This window comes from Flavobacterium azooxidireducens (assembly GCF_023195775.1).
GTDB classification, from domain to species: domain Bacteria; phylum Bacteroidota; class Bacteroidia; order Flavobacteriales; family Flavobacteriaceae; genus Flavobacterium; species Flavobacterium azooxidireducens.
This window is the reverse complement of the sequence record NZ_CP096205.1, coordinates 1,248,595-1,265,136: the sequence shown is the minus strand read 5'-3', so window position 1 is coordinate 1,265,136 and position 16,542 is coordinate 1,248,595. Positions and strand designations below refer to the sequence as shown.

Below are 16,542 nucleotides of genomic sequence, written 5' to 3'. Positions count from 1 at the left end.
ATACAACGATTTGCTGTTAATTCAACGATAAAATTTTGTCAACAGCTGAGTTATGCCTAATTTTCCGTACTAAAATCAATTTTATGAGAAAAGAATGTATCTGTTTTGTTTGGTTTCTTTTTGCAGTTACTTTTTCATGGGCTCAAAATGAAAATGGTTTCAAAGAAAATTCATTAGTCAAAAACATTGCTTTTCAAAGTGTTGGGCCAACTGTCATGAGTGGAAGAGTGGTTGATGTGGATGTAAATCCCAATAATCCAATTGAATTTTATGTGGCCTACGCTTCTGGCGGACTCTGGTATTCCAACAACAACGGAATGAGTTTTGAACCAGTCATGGATTCTTCGCCTACTCAAAACATTGGCGAAATTGCCGTAGATTGGAAAACCGGAACAATTTGGGTGGGAACCGGTGAACACAATGCCTCTCGTTCTTCGTATGCCGGAATCGGAATTTTAAAATCTTCTGATAAAGGAAAAACGTGGAAAAATATGGGTTTAACCGACAGTCATCACATCGGAAAAATCGAAATTAACCCGAATAATTCTAATGAAATTGTAGTTGGCGTGACCGGACATTTGTATTCTAAAAACACCGAAAGAGGAATTTATAAATCAACCGATGGCGGGAATTCGTGGAGACAAACGCTTTATATTGATGATGAAACCGGAATTATCGATATTTCTGTTTCACCAACAAATTTTAACATTCAATATGCTGCAGCTTGGAAAAAAGATCGAAAAGCATGGAATTTTTTAGGAAATGGCACTACTTCCGGAATTTATAAAAGTGAAGATGGCGGAAATTCATGGAAATTAATTTCAACACCGGAAAGTGGATTTCCCACCGGAGATGGTGTGGGCAGAATTGGTTTGGCCGCTTTTGATGACAATACGATTTATGCTTTGTTAGACAATCAAAACAACAGACCTTCGACAGCTTCAAAAAACACTACTTTGCCAACCATGTTTAGCGTACCGGGCGATGTTTTTATGCAAATTCCTGATAAAGAAGTTAATTCGTATTTAAAAAAACGCGGTCATACCGAAAAATACCGAGCTCAAAATTTAAAAAATTTGGTTAAGGATGGTGCGATGAAACCTGAAGAAGTCAAATCACTTCTTTTGGATGCCAATGCCGCTCTTTTTGAAACCGAAGTTATTGGTGCAGAAGTTTATAAATCGACCGATGGCGGAAAAACATGGAAAAAAACACATACCGATTTTATTGATGATTTTTATTATTCGTATGGTTATTATTTTGGGAGAATTGCAGTTGATTCAAATAATTCGGATAAAATTTACCTTTCCGGAGTTCCGGTTTTAAAGTCGGATGATGGCGGGAAATCCTTTGTTTCCATCAATCGCGAAAATGTGCACGTAGATCATCACATTGTGTGGGTGAATCCTAAAAAACCAGGTCATTTAATCAATGGAAATGATGGCGGATTGAATATTTCGTATGATGATGGAGCCAATTGGATAAAATGCAATCCGCATGGAGTGAGTCAGTTTTATTCCGTGAGCGTAGATTATCAAAAACCATATAACATTTATGGTGGAATGCAGGATAACGGCGTTTGGGTTGGCCCGAGTAATTATAAATACAACGTAGAATGGCATCAGGAAGGAAAATATCCGTTTGAAAGTTTAATGGGCGGCGATGGGATGCAAACGCAAATTGACCGAAGAAATGCTGACATCGTTTTTACAGGTTTTCAGTTTGGGAATTATTATCGCATCGACAGAAGTAAAAAGGAAATGAAATACATTTCGCCTAAAGCAAAAAAAGATGAAAAACCGTTACGATTCAATTGGCAAACACCGATTTTGTTGTCTTCGCATAACCAAGATATTTTGTACATGGGTTCCCAATATCTTCACCGTTCTTTCGATCAAGGAGAAACGTGGTCACCAATTTCTTCCGATTTAACACAAGGTGGAAAAGAAGGAAATGTGGCTTATGGAACGCTCACCACCATTAGCGAAAGCAAACAACAATTTGGAGTGATTTATGCGGGAAGTGATGATGGTTTAGTGCATATTTCGAAAGACGGCGGTGTGAATTGGCAGAATATTTCAACTACTTTTCCAAAAGATTTATGGGTTTCCAGAGTCGTGGCTTCGACTCACAAAAACGATCGAGTTTATGTCACTTTGAATGGTTATCGTTGGGATGATTTTAAACCGTATGTTTATTTTTCCGATGATTACGGGCAAACGTGGAATTCAATTGCTCCGAAATTTGAAACGCTTTCTGTAAATGTGTTAGTGGAAGATAATGTAAATCCGAATATTTTGTATTTGGGTTCTGATAATGGTGTTTACATTTCATTTGATCAAGGTAAAAACTGGCAAACTTTTAACAACGGAATGCCTCCGGTTGCAGTGCACGACATGGTTATTCAAACCGAAGCTAATGATTTGGTGGTTGGAACGCATGGAAGATCGATTTATAAAGTGAATTTGAAGTCAATTCAGCAATTGAATGAAGAAACGTTAGCTTCAGATCTAAAAATATTTTCAGTTGATAATCTTGCTCATTCTGATTTCTGGGGAAGCACTTGGAGTAAATGGCTGCCTGCCAATGAGCCAAAAATAGATGTAGATTATTACGCAAAAAATAAAGGCGAAGTTACGATTCAAGTCATTCACGAAAACGGAATTGTTGTATTTGAAGATAAACAAACTGCATCAATCGGAATAAATCAATGGAACTACGACGTAGAAATTTCAAAATCCGGAATCGAAAAATGGAAGAAAAAAGATAAGAAAGTTACTTTAACGGAATCAAAAAATGGAAAAACGTATCTAATTCCCGGAAAATATCAAATCAAAATCACTCAAGGAAAAATTTCACAATCCACACCTTTTGAAATCGCACAAAATGAAAGAAATAAAAAAGAATAAATTTTTAAGTACGCTCGCTCCCCTCTCCTTTGGAGAGGGGTTGGGGGTGAGGTTTTTAATCCTATTAATATCAACATCTTCATTCTCTCAGAACAAATCACCCTATCAAGTTTTCGATAAAAACGGCAAAAAATCATCCTATGAAAAAATCCTAAAAGCAGCTGAAAAATCAGAACTTGTTTTATTTGGCGAACACCATGATAATTCAATCGTACATTGGTTGCAATTAGAATTGACAAAAGATTTAGCCGAAAAAAAGCCATTGATTTTAGGAGCAGAAATGATTGAAGCCGATAATCAAAAGCAATTAAATCAATATTTGAATGACGAAATAGACCAGAAAAAGTTTGATACTACGGCACGTTTGTGGAACAATCACAAAACCGATTACAAACCACTAGTTGATTTTGCGAAAGCGAAAAAATTCCCTTTTATCGCCACAAATGTGCCAAGACGATATGCGAGTGTTGTTTTTAAAAAGGATTTTGCAGGTTTAGACGATTTATCCGATGAAGAAAAAAGTTGGATTGCTCCGTTACCAATTCCGTTTGATATTAATTTGCCCGGTTATCAAAAAATGTTAGAAATGATGGGTGGCCATGCCGGAGAAAAGATGCCAAAAGCCCAAGCAATTAAAGATGCAACGATGGCTCATTTTATCGTTCAAAACCTAAAAAACGGCACTATTTTTGTGCATTATAACGGAACGTATCACAGTGATTTTTTTGAAGGAATCAATTGGTATGTAGATCAATACCGTAAAAACACCAAAATTATTACGATTGCTACGGTTGAACAAAAAGAGTTAAGTAAATTAGAACAAGAACATTACAATAAAGCCGACTTTATTCTCGTTATAGACGAAGATGTGACCAAAACCTACTAAGATGACCAAACTGATTAAATTGACTTCTGTACTTTTTCTCTTAGCGATAAGTTACGGATTTTTCTCTTGTAGTTCCGAAGACGGACCTGCTGAACCGGCTAATTTAATCATCAAAATTAAGTTTGATCCAAATCAAATGAGGTTGAATAATTTAGGACAACCTTCGGTTATTCCCAATGGAAATGCAGCTCAAACACCTGATATGAAAAGCATTAGTGCTCATTATTTAGAACTAGCACCTTCGGCAACTACATTATTAGGACAAGGAAAAGTGCTTTATCATGCTCCTGAAACTGATTTAGGCGGAGCGATGGCGATTGATTTCAGTCAAGCAAAAATTGTGGGTCAAAATGAGGTTTTTCTAACCATTCCCATCACAGCACAAATGGCAGGATCATATGAATGGGTTCGACTTTCATTATCCTATCAAAGTGGAAAAATTCAGGTTTTTAGTCAAGGAACAACCTATACTGGAACTTTAGATAGTTTTTTAGGCTATAATACATACATTGGTTCACATAGTATTGGCAATAATGTTTTTCCTGTAAACGCAAATAGATTGCAAGGTTATTGGGCTTTTGCATTGGATTCATTTCCTTATATGACTTCCGGACAAGCTCCTCCTGGTGCAACGACTGTGCCAAATCCATTGTTTCAAACATCTCCGGTTCCTCAAGGTTCTTGTGTGGTAACCGGAAAATTTGAAAATAATTTAACCTTAGTTGGTAATGAAACCTCTGATGTTGTGGTAACATTATCTCTTTCGTTAAACAATAGTTTTGAATGGACAGAAGTAAACAATGACGGAAAATATGAGCCTTCAGCTGGCGAAAATGTTGTGGACATGGGTTTAAGAGGCATGATTCCAAGTTATATTAGATAAAATCGTTTAATGATTTAATGAAATAGCATCCCTTTGTTGCTATAATTTCTAAACACTTGTTAATCCTTCTTTAAAATCACTTTAAATTAGAACGAAAAGGTTGTAGTTATTGTCAAATAGCTGTAAATTTGTGTGAAATTTTTAAAAATTTATTTACACAACATTATGGCAAAATCTGCACTTTTAAAGTCATCCATCGGAAAAAAATACTGGATGGCTCTTACGGGTTTATTTTTATGCTTGTTTTTAGTAGGTCATTTGGCGGGTAATTTACAATTATTGATGCCAAATAGTCAATTGCAGTTCAATCAGTATGCATTGTTTATGACTTCTAATCCAGCCGTAAAAATTCTTTCTTATCTCACTTACATTTCAATTTTATTCCATGCTATTGATGGAATTCTTTTGGCAATTCAAAACAAAAAAGCTCGACCGGTGGGTTATGCAAAATCTAATCCATCTGCAAATAGTAGTTTTGCTTCACGAAACATGGCTATTCTAGGAACATTGGTTTTAGTTTTTATCGCCACACACATGATTAATTTTTGGGCAAAAATGCATTTTGATGAAAACATGCCTTTGATGACTCAACCAGTTCAAACGGCTCCCGGAAACAAGGCTGATTATTTTGTAGGTAGAAGTGTAGGTCAGTTTTATCCTTTAGATCAAGTAAAATTGCCTGGCGAGCCTGCTCCACCCGACGGTGTAATACCTAAGCAACTTGAAGTGAGAAACGGTACAGATGTATACAGTATTAATGCAAATGTTAAAGTTGGTGAACTTTATAAAGATTTACATAAAATTACATTCGACTTCTTCAAAAGCAAAAACAAATTGTTTGGAGTAATTCCGAACGAAGGTTTATTTTTTACATTATTTTATGTTTTTTCGATGATAGTCTTAGCTTTTCACTTATGGCACGGATTCCAAAGTGCATTTCAATCGTTAGGATTAAATAGTCCAAAATGGACACCAATCATCAAATTTGCAGGAAAAGCTTTTGCGGTAATTGTACCATTGTTGTTTGCAATTATCCCACTGTATATTCATTTTAGTAAATAATCAACATCAGAAATATATTATGAAGTTAGATTCAAAAATACCGGAAGGTCCAGTTGCTCAAAAGTGGACAAACCACAAAAATCATTTAAAATTAGTTGCACCAAATAACCGTCCAAAAATTGATATTATTGTAGTTGGAACCGGTTTAGCCGGAGCTTCTGCAGCCGCTTCTTTTGGAGAAATGGGTTATAATGTAAGTGCTTTTTGTTTTCAAGATTCACCTCGAAGAGCTCACTCTATTGCTGCTCAGGGTGGAATTAACGCTGCTAAAAATTATCAAAACGATGGTGATAGTGTTTACCGACTTTTTTATGATACGATAAAAGGTGGCGATTACCGTGCTCGTGAAGCAAACGTGCATCGTTTAGCCGAGGTTTCAGGAAGCATCATCGACCAATGTGTGGCTCAAGGTGTTCCTTTTGCTCGTGAATATGGCGGAATGTTAGACAACCGTTCTTTCGGAGGAACTCAAGTACAACGTACGTTTTATGCAGCAGGTCAAACAGGACAACAATTATTATTAGGAGCTTATTCAGCTTTATCAAGACAAATCGGATTAGGTCGTGTAAAAATGTACAACCGCCATGAAATGTTAGAATTGGTAAAAGTTGACGGAAAAGCTCGCGGAATTATTGCCAGAAACTTAATCACTGGAGAATTAGAAAGACATTCAGCTCACGCTGTAATTATAGCATCAGGAGGTTACGGAAACGTTTATTTCCTTTCAACCAATGCAATGGGAAGTAACGTAACTGCGGGTTGGAAAATCCATAAACAAGGAGCGTTATTCGCCAATCCATGTTATGTGCAAATTCACCCAACGTGTATTCCGGTTCACGGCACCAATCAGTCAAAATTAACGTTGATGTCGGAATCATTGCGTAATTCGGGTCGAATTTGGGTCCCAAAAAAGAAAGAAGATGCAGAAGCAATTCGTTCAGGAAATTTAAAACCAACGCAAATTGCAGAAGAAAATAGAGATTATTTCTTAGAAAGAAGATATCCTGCTTTTGGAAACTTAGTTCCTCGTGACGTAGCTTCCAGAGCCGCCAAAGAACGTTGTGATGCCGGTTATGGAATTGAAGCCAATGATACAAACGAAGGAGTTTACCTTGATTTCTCTACAGAAATTAAAAACAAAGGAAAACAAGCCGCTTATGCTCAAGGAAATCACAACCCTTCCGAAGAAGAAATAATCAAGTTAGGTAAAAAATGGTTGGAAGAAAAGTACGGAAACTTATTCACAATGTACCAAAAAATTACCGACGAAAATCCGTATGAAACACCAATGAAGATTTATCCGGCGGTTCACTACACAATGGGAGGTGTTTGGGTAGATTATAATTTGATGTCAACCATTCCGGGTTGTTTTGTGGCAGGAGAGGCAAATTTCTCTGATCACGGAGCAAACAGACTAGGTGCTTCCGCTTTAATGCAAGGTTTAGCCGATGGGTATTTTGTTTTACCTTATACAGTTTCCAATTATTTAGCCGATGAAATCAGAACCGGAAAAATTTCGACTGATTTACCTGAGTTCGCTGAAGCAGAAAACAACGTTAAAAAATTAATTGATAAATTTTTAAACAATAACGGTTCCAAAACAGTTGACCATTTCCACAAACGTTTAGGTTTAATTATGTGGAATAAAGTTGGTATGGGAAGAAACGAACAAGGTTTAAAACAAGCCATTTCTGAAATTGCTCAACTTAAAGAAGAATTCTACAGCGATGTTTTTGTTCCGGGAACTTCAGACGAATTAAATCCAGAATTAGAAAAAGCTCTACGTGTAGCCGATTTTATCGAACTCGGACAATTAATGGCAATGGATGCATTGCAACGAAACGAATCTTGCGGAGGTCACTTCCGAGAAGAATATCAAGATGCCGAAGGCGAAACATTACGTGACGATGAAAACTTCAAATTTGTGGGTGCTTGGGAATACAAAGGTTCAGACATTTCAAAATCAGAGCTACACAAAGAAGAATTGAAATACGAAGAAATCAAAATTGCAGCTAGAAATTATAAATAAGATACTATGAGTGCAGCAAAAAATATAAATATTACCCTTAAAATTTGGCGTCAAAAAAATGCTAAAACTAAAGGTGGAATCGAAACATATAAACTAGATAATGTTTCAACAGCCAGTTCGTTTTTGGAAATGTTAGACCAATTAAATGAGCAATTAGTAAACGATAGAAAAGAACCAGTTGCCTTTGATCACGATTGTCGCGAAGGAATCTGCGGAAGCTGTTCGCTATACATCAACGGACGTGCTCACGGGCCAGATACCGGTATCACAACTTGTCAGTTACACATGCGAATGTTTAATGATGGCGATACTATTTTTGTAGAACCATGGAGAAGTAAAGCTTTCCCGGTAATTAAAGATTTAGTGGTGGACAGAACTGCTTTTGACCGAATTCAACAAGCTGGTGGTTTTGTATCTGTAAACACTTCAGGAAACACCATTGACGCAAATACAATTCCGGTTCCAAAGCACGATGCTGATAATGCTTTTATGGCAGCAGCTTGTATTGGTTGTGGAGCATGCGTTGCAACTTGCAAAAATGGATCTGCCATGTTATTTGTTGGAGCAAAAGTTTCACAATATGCACTTTTACCACAAGGTAAAGTAGAAGCTACTGAACGAGTTTTAAATATGGTTCGCCAAATGGACGAAGAAGGATTTGGAAACTGTACCAATACTGGTGCTTGTGAGATTGAATGTCCAAAGGGAATTTCACTAGAAAATATAGCTAGAATGAACCGCGAATATTTGAAAGCGAGTTTATAATTTTAGTAAAAAATAGTAATTAGCATAGAAAAACGCATCTTATTCGAGATGCGTTTTCTTTTCTTCGCTAACCAAACTTTCTAAGTAAGAAGCAAAATTTTCTTCGTGTTGAACGTTTAATTTTTTTCGCACTCGATACCGAGCATTTTCTACTCCACGGATTGAAATACTTAGTAATGGGGCTATTTCTTTATTACTCAAATCCATTTTCACAAAAGCACACAAACGCAATTCTCTTTTGGTTAAGGATGGATTTAGTTCTTTCAGTTTTTCAAAGAAATTGTGGTTTACTTTCTCAAAATTCACATCAAAAATTTCCATGAATTCTTCCCCAATTTTGTTCTGATGCAGCTTTTGGAATATTTGACTGATTCGTTTTCTAAAATCGTCATTTTTATTGATTTCCCTCAAACTTTTTAAATCTAATTGAAGATCATTAAACAATTCTTTCTTTTGACTCAACAAAAGCGTGTAGTTGGCCAATTGCTTACTTTTTTCGATAACATCTTCTTCCAAGTGAATTTTTGCGGCATTTATTTTTTCTTTTTCACGCAATAATTTTAGTTGTTCTAATTCTAATTCTAAAAGTTTTTTGGTTTTTTCGGCTTCAATTCTGGCTTTGGTTCTTTCGCGTTCTATTTTTTTCTTAACCAAAACCCAGATGATATAAATGAGCAAAATAAAGGATGAAATGTAAAGAAAAAAAGCAAAATTTGTTTGATACCATTTCGGAAGAATTGTGAACTTATAAGTTGTTTCACTTCCTAAAATTCCAGATAAATTTCGGCTTTTAATTTTAAAAACATAATCGCCCGGATTAAGATGAGTAAATTCTTTATAGGAAGAATTTTGCCATTCAGACCAGTTTTTATCAATAGGTTCAAGTTGATAGCTGTACTGAATTTGAGTACCTTTTGTCATTTCAGGTGCTGCAAATTCAAAACGCAACAATGCAGTTTTATTTGGAAACTCAATGGAAGAGTTACTTTTTACATCTGCTAAAAATGGTTTCTGATTTGCTGTATATTTAATTGATGTTAGTTGTGTTGGAACAACAGAATTTATAGTATTATTCTTTAAATTATAAAAAAACAAACCAAGATTAGAACCAAATAACACTTGATTTTCAGACAATGGAATAATACATTCCATTCCACGATTAAAATAGCCTTTTAGGTTTAAAAATAAATCTTTATGAAGCGATTTGTTGTTGCTTTTTGTATAAAAATAACCAGCTTCATCATTTAGCACAAACCATGTTTTTGAACCTCGAGTAATAATTTTTCGCGTGTTTTTTGTAGGATCAAGAATTTTATTCAACTTTTGATGAGGAACAAATCTGTTTTGTTCATGGTTGTATTGAAATATTCCGTTGTTTGTTGTAAAAACAATTTCATTTTCCCACTTAACAACGTTCACGTTATAAAACGATTTTAAGCCGTTTTTATCAGTAAAATGTTCAACAGCTATTGCTTTTGTGTAATCACTGTTTAAATGAACCTTAAAAACGCCTTGGTAGCCGTGGCAAATCCAATACGTGTTTTTTTCTTCAGATAACATGATATCTCTTGCCGATTCTTCAAACCCGGCTATTTTATGCAAAAGCTTCCATTCGTTGTTGTCTTTTTCTAAAAGAAATAATCCGGTATAAGTTGAAGCTAAATATTTGCCGGTACTTCCTTCGATTGGTGTAACTTTCCAAAAACCACTTTCTGTTCCAACTCTTATTGGTGTTAAATCATTCAACACAAATAATCCATCGTTATGCGAAATAACAATTTCATCTTCAACCAACTGAATAGACCATGTTTGTCCTTGCAGTTCCTTTATTTTAGAAAAGGAATAATATGTGTCAGAATTTAAATCAAAAGAGGTATCTGCATAAAACACACCCGAATTGGTGGCTAAGTATATTTTTGAATTATGAATTAAAACATCATACACAGAAGCTTTATCAAACAAATTGATAAATGGCGGATTAAAATCCATAAACGATAGTCCGTTGTTGGTGATAACCCAATAATTGTTTTTTGACTTAAAAAGATTGTGAATAGCAACATTTTTTAAACTTCTGTGCGAAGGATTGTTCTTGTGAATTGTTCCAGTGGAAATATTAAATTCAATGATTTTTGAAGCCAACGTACCAACCATAATGGTTTTGTTGTCTTTTCTAATTGCTTTTGAAATTTGATCCGGACTATTGCTATCAAATAAGCTAAACCACATTTCAATAGCTAAAGTTTTTAAATTGCCTTTGTAGATGTTTCCGGATTTTGAAAATAAAATGATCTCATCCTTTTTATCAGATTCAAGCATCGAAGCGATTTCTTCATCATTAAATTTAGTCGCTTCAAACACTAAGTTTAATTCTTTGTTTTGTAAATTATATTGATAAATCCCATATTTTGCATCCTGAACGTAGAAATTATCATTTAAAACAGCCGAATTTATAAAAGAAGCATTTGCCGGAATAAACAAAGCGGTTTTTCCTTTGATGAGAATTAATCCGTTAAATGTTCTGCAAATAATAAATTCGCCAAATTCGTGAATTTGCCAAATATTTTCAATGTGTTTGTTTGAAAGGTGAAGTTCATTCATTAAGGAATGATAATAATATTTTCCTTTTTCATCTTTTTGTAAAGTACCAAATTCATTGTAACCACCGGCAAAAATTTTTCCTGATTTAGCTTTGTATAAACTTCTAACAGAAGAATTGTTCGGAAGATTGATTTTACTCCAACGGTTTCCGTCAAAAAAAACCGCTCCATCATTGTTGCCAAATATCATCACACCATCATTGTCTTCGCAAGCGGCCCAAAATTGTGGATCTGCATTAAAATTTGACCTATTATAATTGGTCACTTTCGCAATTGGATTAATTTTTAACTCATTAAAATTTATGTTTTGACAAAAAACAGTGCAATTAATCAGTAATAAAACAACAATTGTAAATTGGTGAATGGTCTTCAAGTGTCTTAAAAATTAAATTATGAAAGAAAAGTGCTTAAAATTTCATCAAAAATAGTAAAAAAAATAAATTTTGGAGTATTATTTTATTTATTTAAACTATTGAATAATAATTTATTACATAATTAAGTGAATAAAAAGTGTATATAAAAATGAATTTGATGAGATACAAGTGTATAACACATTGTTAATGTGGTGTTAATATGAGATAATTTTAAGCTGCTATTAAAACGAAAACGTTAGAGTAGATTTTAAAATTATATTACTCATAATAATAAGGTATGTTTTTTTAGAATTCTCTACTTTTTTTAGAAATGGCAAAAAAACAAAAACTAACAAATTATTTAAACAACCAAAATTTATGAAATTCAGCAAGTATTTAAGCATGCTTTTTCTCTTTGCGTTTTCAATGATTACTGCTCAAAACATTGAAATTAAAGGGACTGTGACGGATGATTCTGGCAATCTTCCGCTACCTGGTGTTAATGTTGTAGTAAAAAACACGTCGAGGGGAACTACAACCGATTTTGATGGTAATTATACAATCAAAGTCAATTCAAACGAAGTTTTAGTGTTTTCTTATGTTGGCTATGAGTCTCAAGAGGTAGCCGTTTCTCAAAACACAACAATCAACGTAACTTTAAAAGAAGAAAATAAATCTCTAGACGAAGTGGTCGTTGTGGGTTATGGTACACAAAAGAAAAGTGTAGTAACCGGTGCAATATCCAGCTTAAAAGCAAAAGATATTGAAAATATTCCAAACAGTGGTCGTGTAGAACAAGCGTTGCAAGGTAGAACTTCAGGTATTATTATTGCAAGTAATTCTGGCCAACCTGGAACTGCAGCTACTGTTCGTGTTCGTGGTATTACAACGTTTGACACCTACGGTGGAAATAATCCGCTTTGGGTTATTGACGGTGTAATTGTTGAATCTTCAGGAATTGGTTTTATTAACCAAAACGATATTGAGTCAATTGAAGTTTTAAAAGATGCCGCTTCTTTAGCAATTTATGGTTCTAGAGCTGCTTCCGGTGTAATCTTGATTACAACCAAAAAAGGAAAATCTGGTAAAATTAGTGTGAACTATACTGGTTTTGCAGGTGTTTCATCTGCAGCAAAAAAATTAGAAATGTTAAATGCAACAGAATATGCAGCATTAATGAATGAACGTGCTGCGGCCGATGGAAGAACTCCTCCTTTTACCGATTTATCATCATTTGGAAGAGGAACCGATTGGCAATCGCATATTTTTGATGATTCTGCTAAACGATCTTCACATGAGGTAAGCGTAAGTGGAGGAAACGATAAATCAACTTTCTATTTGTCTTTTGGATTAATTGACCAAGAAGGTATTGTGTTACCGGAAATTTCAAAATTCAACAAGAAAAATATCCGTATTAATTCAACTCACAAAATTTCTAAGTATTTTACAGTGGGTCAAACATTAGGCTATTCGCATCAAAAATCTGTTGGTATAGGAAATACAAACAGTGAGTTTGGTGGCCCATTGAGTTCTGCAATCAATTTGGATCCAATTACACCGGTAATTGAAACCGATCCTGTTTTAAGTAATGGAGCCCCTTATTCCAATCCAAGTTTTAATGTAATGAGAGATGAATTTGGAAACCCGTACGGAATTTCAAATTTAGTAATTCAAGAAATGACAAATCCTTTAGCTTACGCCAAAACAAGGTTAGGACACTTTGGATGGTCTGATGATTTTGTAGGGAATGCTTTTCTTGATATTACAACACCAATTGAGGGTTTAAAAATTAGAAGTTCGCTAGGTGGTAAAATGGCTTTTTGGGGAGGTGAAGGTTTTACACCTGAATTTTATTTGAATGCATCTACTTTGTCATTACAAAACAATTATAGTAGAAATATGCACAAAACGTTTGGTTGGAATATTGAAAATACAATTTCCTACGCTAAAACTTTTGACAAACATAATGTAGAAATCTTATTAGGGCAAGGGGCTTATGTAGACAATATTACCAATGGAATGAGTATGACTCATTATAATTTACCGATAGATAATTATCATGATGCTTCATTTAACTTTATTATACCACAAGATGATAAAGTTGGATCTGCCTATGAAGGGAATGAACATATTTTGTCTTCTCTTTTTGCCCGTTTAAATTATAATTTTAATGAAAAGTACATTTTTTCTGGAATCATAAGAAGAGATGGATCAAGTAGATTTGGAAAAAACAATAAATATGGTACTTTCCCCTCTTTTTCTGTAGGTTGGAATATTTCTAACGAGGAATTTTGGAAAGAAAACAAATTTGTAAACACATTCAAATTTAGATTAGGATATGGTATTACAGGAAATGATGGTATTCCTGATTTTGGATATGCTGCCTTAATTAACGGAGGAAGAAACTATACATTTGGAGCAGATGGAATTGCTATTGATACAGGATATAGCCCAAGTGCACCGGATAATCCTGATTTAAAATGGGAAGAAACCTCGCAGTTTAATATTGGTTTCGACGCTAAGGTTGCAAACGATTTTACATTAACCATAGAATATTATCGCAAAAAAACGACAGGTATTCTTCAGTACGTTAGACTTCCGGGATATGTTGGAGCAACGGGTGATCCTTTAGGAAACGTTGCCGATATGGAAAACACAGGTTTTGAATTTGAATTGGGTTATAAGAAAAAAATCGGAGAATTGAATTTTTCAGCAAATGCTAATTTTTCAACACTTACAAATGAAGTTACCTATTTAGGTTTTGATAAAGAATTCATTACTGATGGCACAGCTGGTTTCCAATCAATGGGGGCAATTACAAGAACCCAAGTAGGAGAAGCCTATAATTCATTTTACGGATATCAAACGGCTGGAATTTTCCAAAACATGGACGAGATAAACGCCTATACCAATTCAAATGGTGGATTAATTCAACCTGATGCTAGACCAGGAGATTTTAGATGGACAGATGCAAATGGTGACGGAACAATTACGGAAGATGATAAAGTGTTTTTAGGAAGTCCTCTTCCAAAATACACCTATGGGCTAACCTTGAATTTTGATTTTAAAGGGTTTGATTTAATGACCTTTTTCCAAGGTGCGGGAGGAAACAAAATTTTTAAAGGATTAAGAAGGCTTGATATTCAAAATGCCAATTATCAAACTGATGCGTTGTCAAGATGGCACGGTGAAGGAACTTCGGATAGCTACCCTAGACTTACAAATGATGATCCAAATAGAAACTTTACCAATCCTTCCGATTTCTACTTAGAAGATGGTGATTATTTACGTTTAAAAGTTGTACAACTTGGTTATACAATCCCAAGAGATTTGTCCAGCAAAATAGGTGCAGAAAGACTTAGATTGTTTATGACAGCAGAAAATTTAGTAACGTTTACAAAATATACTGGTTATGATCCTGAAATCGGAGGAAATATTATGGGTATAGACAGAGGGTATTATCCACAAGCAAGATCATTTATGTTTGGTGTTAATCTTCAATTTTAATAAAAATGATTATGAAAAGATTTAATTTAAAAAATGGTGTACTGGGAATTTTATTTTTTAGTGCAGTGATGAGTTGTTCAGACGACTTTATAGAGATCGAACCTAAGGGTGTGTTTTCTTCTGAGAATTATTATTCCAATGAAGAGGAAGCTTTTAGCGGGTTGGTTGCAGTATATGATATTTTGAGAAAACAGTCCGGAGGTTTTGAAAATATGATTGCCATGATGAACGCAGGTTCAGATGATCATTTTGCCGGAGGAGGTAGCTCTACAGATGGAATAGGAATTCAGTCGTTTTCCAATTTTACCATCAATAAAAACACAATTCCACTTAGTTTTTGGAGTGATTATTACCAAGGGATTTTTAGAGCAAATGTTTTGCTTCAAAGAATACCAGAAGCAGATATGGATGATAACGTAAGAAATCAATTCATTGCAGAAGCAAGAGCTTTACGCGGAATTTATTACTTTGAATTGGTAAGAATGTTTGGAAACATTCCTTTAATTACGATTCCTCTGGAACCATCGGAATTTTTAACTATTCCACAAGCAGATCCAACAGCTGTTTATGCTCAAATTGAAGAAGATTTACTATTCTCAATTGATTATTTACCTTCAACTATTGCCGATATGAGTGCAGATGCCGGAAGGTTAACCAAAGGTGCTGCTCAAGCGATGTTGGGTAAAGTGTTTTTGTTTCAAGGTAAAAATGCTTTAGCTGCAGAACAATTGGCACAAGTGAACGGAACACCGGGGCAAACAAACCAATACGGAAACAAATTGTTAGACAACTTTGGCGATTTGTGGCTGGTAGCAAACAAATTTAATCAAGAATCAATTTTCGAAGTAGCTCACACCAATACAGGATTAACAGGCTGGGGTAATTGGGGAAGTGGTACTGACGAAGGAAATTCATTAAACATAATGGTAGGGCCAAGAGGATATGTACAAGTTATTCCATCCGCTCCTGATTTACCTTCTGGATGGAGCTTTAATGTTTTTACGGAAGATTTTATTAACTTCATGACTGGTGATCCAAGATTTGATGCAACTGTATTTAATGTTCTTCCTTACGAGGCTATTGCACAAGCTCAGGATCCTCCAACGCATGCATATTCACCAGGATATCAGGATACAGGCTATTTTCTAAATAAATTTTTACCTAAGCAAGCGGATGTTCACACAGGGGGTGGAGATGTCATTTTAAATTATAGACAAAACACCTACATGATTCGTTTGGCAGATACTTATTTGCTTGAAGCAGAAGCATTAGGGTCAACTGGAGCAAGAGCTCAAGCATTGTTAGATGCTGTTAGAGCACGCGTTGGATTGCCTTCTATACCAGTTTCTTTAAACGCAATTAAAGACGAAAGAAGAAAAGAACTTGCCGGAGAAGGTCACCGTTTCTTCGATTTAGTAAGATGGGGAGATGCAGCCACAAAATTATCTTCAAGAGGATTTGTAGCGGGTAAAAATGAAATTTTCCCAATTCCATACCAAGAATTGGAAAACACAGCAATTGTTCAAAATCCACAATATAACTAACAAATAC

9 protein-coding genes are annotated in these 16,542 nt (G+C 34.9%); 8 read left to right on the top strand and 1 reads right to left on the bottom strand.

What is annotated here, in order from left to right; translation table 11 throughout:
* Positions 1–83 precede the first annotated feature (83 nt).
* From M0M57_RS05590 to M0M57_RS05565, 6 genes are all read left to right on the top strand, one after another.
* Positions 84–2,909 carry a WD40/YVTN/BNR-like repeat-containing protein gene (locus tag M0M57_RS05590; RefSeq protein WP_248436148.1) on the top strand — a complete coding sequence of 942 codons (2,826 nt, stop codon included), beginning with the start codon at positions 84–86 and terminating at the stop codon, positions 2,907–2,909.
* Complete coding sequence (locus M0M57_RS05585; RefSeq protein ID WP_407647470.1) at positions 2,887–3,795, top strand: ChaN family lipoprotein; 909 nt, start codon at positions 2,887–2,889, stop codon at positions 3,793–3,795. Before M0M57_RS05590 ends, M0M57_RS05585 begins: the two co-directional genes overlap by 23 nt.
* A 1-nt stretch (position 3,796) precedes the next feature.
* Complete coding sequence (locus tag M0M57_RS05580; RefSeq protein ID WP_248436146.1) at positions 3,797–4,678, top strand: hypothetical protein; 882 nt, start codon at positions 3,797–3,799, stop codon at positions 4,676–4,678.
* Between the two features lie 165 nt (positions 4,679–4,843).
* Complete coding sequence (locus tag M0M57_RS05575) at positions 4,844–5,740, top strand: succinate dehydrogenase cytochrome b subunit (RefSeq protein ID WP_248436144.1); 897 nt, start codon at positions 4,844–4,846, stop codon at positions 5,738–5,740.
* A 19-nt stretch (positions 5,741–5,759) separates the two neighbouring features.
* Complete coding sequence (locus M0M57_RS05570) at positions 5,760–7,769, top strand: fumarate reductase/succinate dehydrogenase flavoprotein subunit (protein ID WP_248436142.1); 2,010 nt, start codon at positions 5,760–5,762, stop codon at positions 7,767–7,769.
* A gap of 6 nt (positions 7,770–7,775) precedes the next feature.
* Complete coding sequence (locus M0M57_RS05565; RefSeq protein WP_248436140.1) at positions 7,776–8,534, top strand: succinate dehydrogenase/fumarate reductase iron-sulfur subunit; 759 nt, start codon at positions 7,776–7,778, stop codon at positions 8,532–8,534.
* A 39-nt stretch (positions 8,535–8,573) separates the two neighbouring features.
* Here M0M57_RS05565 and M0M57_RS05560 read toward each other — a convergent pair whose 3' ends face one another.
* Positions 8,574–11,504, bottom strand: a complete 2,931-nt coding sequence (locus M0M57_RS05560; RefSeq protein WP_248436138.1) for a helix-turn-helix and ligand-binding sensor domain-containing protein — start codon at positions 11,502–11,504, stop codon at positions 8,574–8,576.
* A 358-nt stretch (positions 11,505–11,862) separates the two neighbouring features.
* Between M0M57_RS05560 and M0M57_RS05555 the strand changes: the two genes are divergently transcribed.
* Together M0M57_RS05555 and M0M57_RS05550 are read left to right on the top strand one after the other, a co-directional pair.
* Entirely contained in the window at positions 11,863–14,991 is a 3,129-nt protein-coding gene (locus M0M57_RS05555) for a SusC/RagA family TonB-linked outer membrane protein (protein WP_248436136.1), read from the top strand.
* An 11-nt stretch (positions 14,992–15,002) separates the two neighbouring features.
* Positions 15,003–16,535: a RagB/SusD family nutrient uptake outer membrane protein gene (locus M0M57_RS05550; RefSeq protein WP_248436134.1), complete on the top strand. Its 1,533-nt coding sequence runs from the start codon at positions 15,003–15,005 to the stop codon at positions 16,533–16,535.
* Positions 16,536–16,542 lie beyond the last annotated feature (7 nt).

What these genes read in the sequence shown, in the direction of transcription:
- M0M57_RS05590 (WP_248436148.1), top strand. Translation starts at nt 84, where the DNA reads ATGAGAAAAGAATGTATCTGTTTTGTTTGGTTTCTTTTTGCAGTTACT.
- M0M57_RS05585 (WP_407647470.1), top strand. Translation starts at nt 2,887, where the DNA reads ATGAAAGAAATAAAAAAGAATAAATTTTTAAGTACGCTCGCTCCCCTC.
- M0M57_RS05580 (WP_248436146.1), top strand. Translation starts at nt 3,797, where the DNA reads ATGACCAAACTGATTAAATTGACTTCTGTACTTTTTCTCTTAGCGATA.
- M0M57_RS05575 (WP_248436144.1), top strand. Translation starts at nt 4,844, where the DNA reads ATGGCAAAATCTGCACTTTTAAAGTCATCCATCGGAAAAAAATACTGG.
- M0M57_RS05570 (WP_248436142.1), top strand. Translation starts at nt 5,760, where the DNA reads ATGAAGTTAGATTCAAAAATACCGGAAGGTCCAGTTGCTCAAAAGTGG.
- M0M57_RS05565 (WP_248436140.1), top strand. Translation starts at nt 7,776, where the DNA reads ATGAGTGCAGCAAAAAATATAAATATTACCCTTAAAATTTGGCGTCAA.
- M0M57_RS05555 (WP_248436136.1), top strand. Translation starts at nt 11,863, where the DNA reads ATGAAATTCAGCAAGTATTTAAGCATGCTTTTTCTCTTTGCGTTTTCA.
- M0M57_RS05550 (WP_248436134.1), top strand. Translation starts at nt 15,003, where the DNA reads ATGAAAAGATTTAATTTAAAAAATGGTGTACTGGGAATTTTATTTTTT.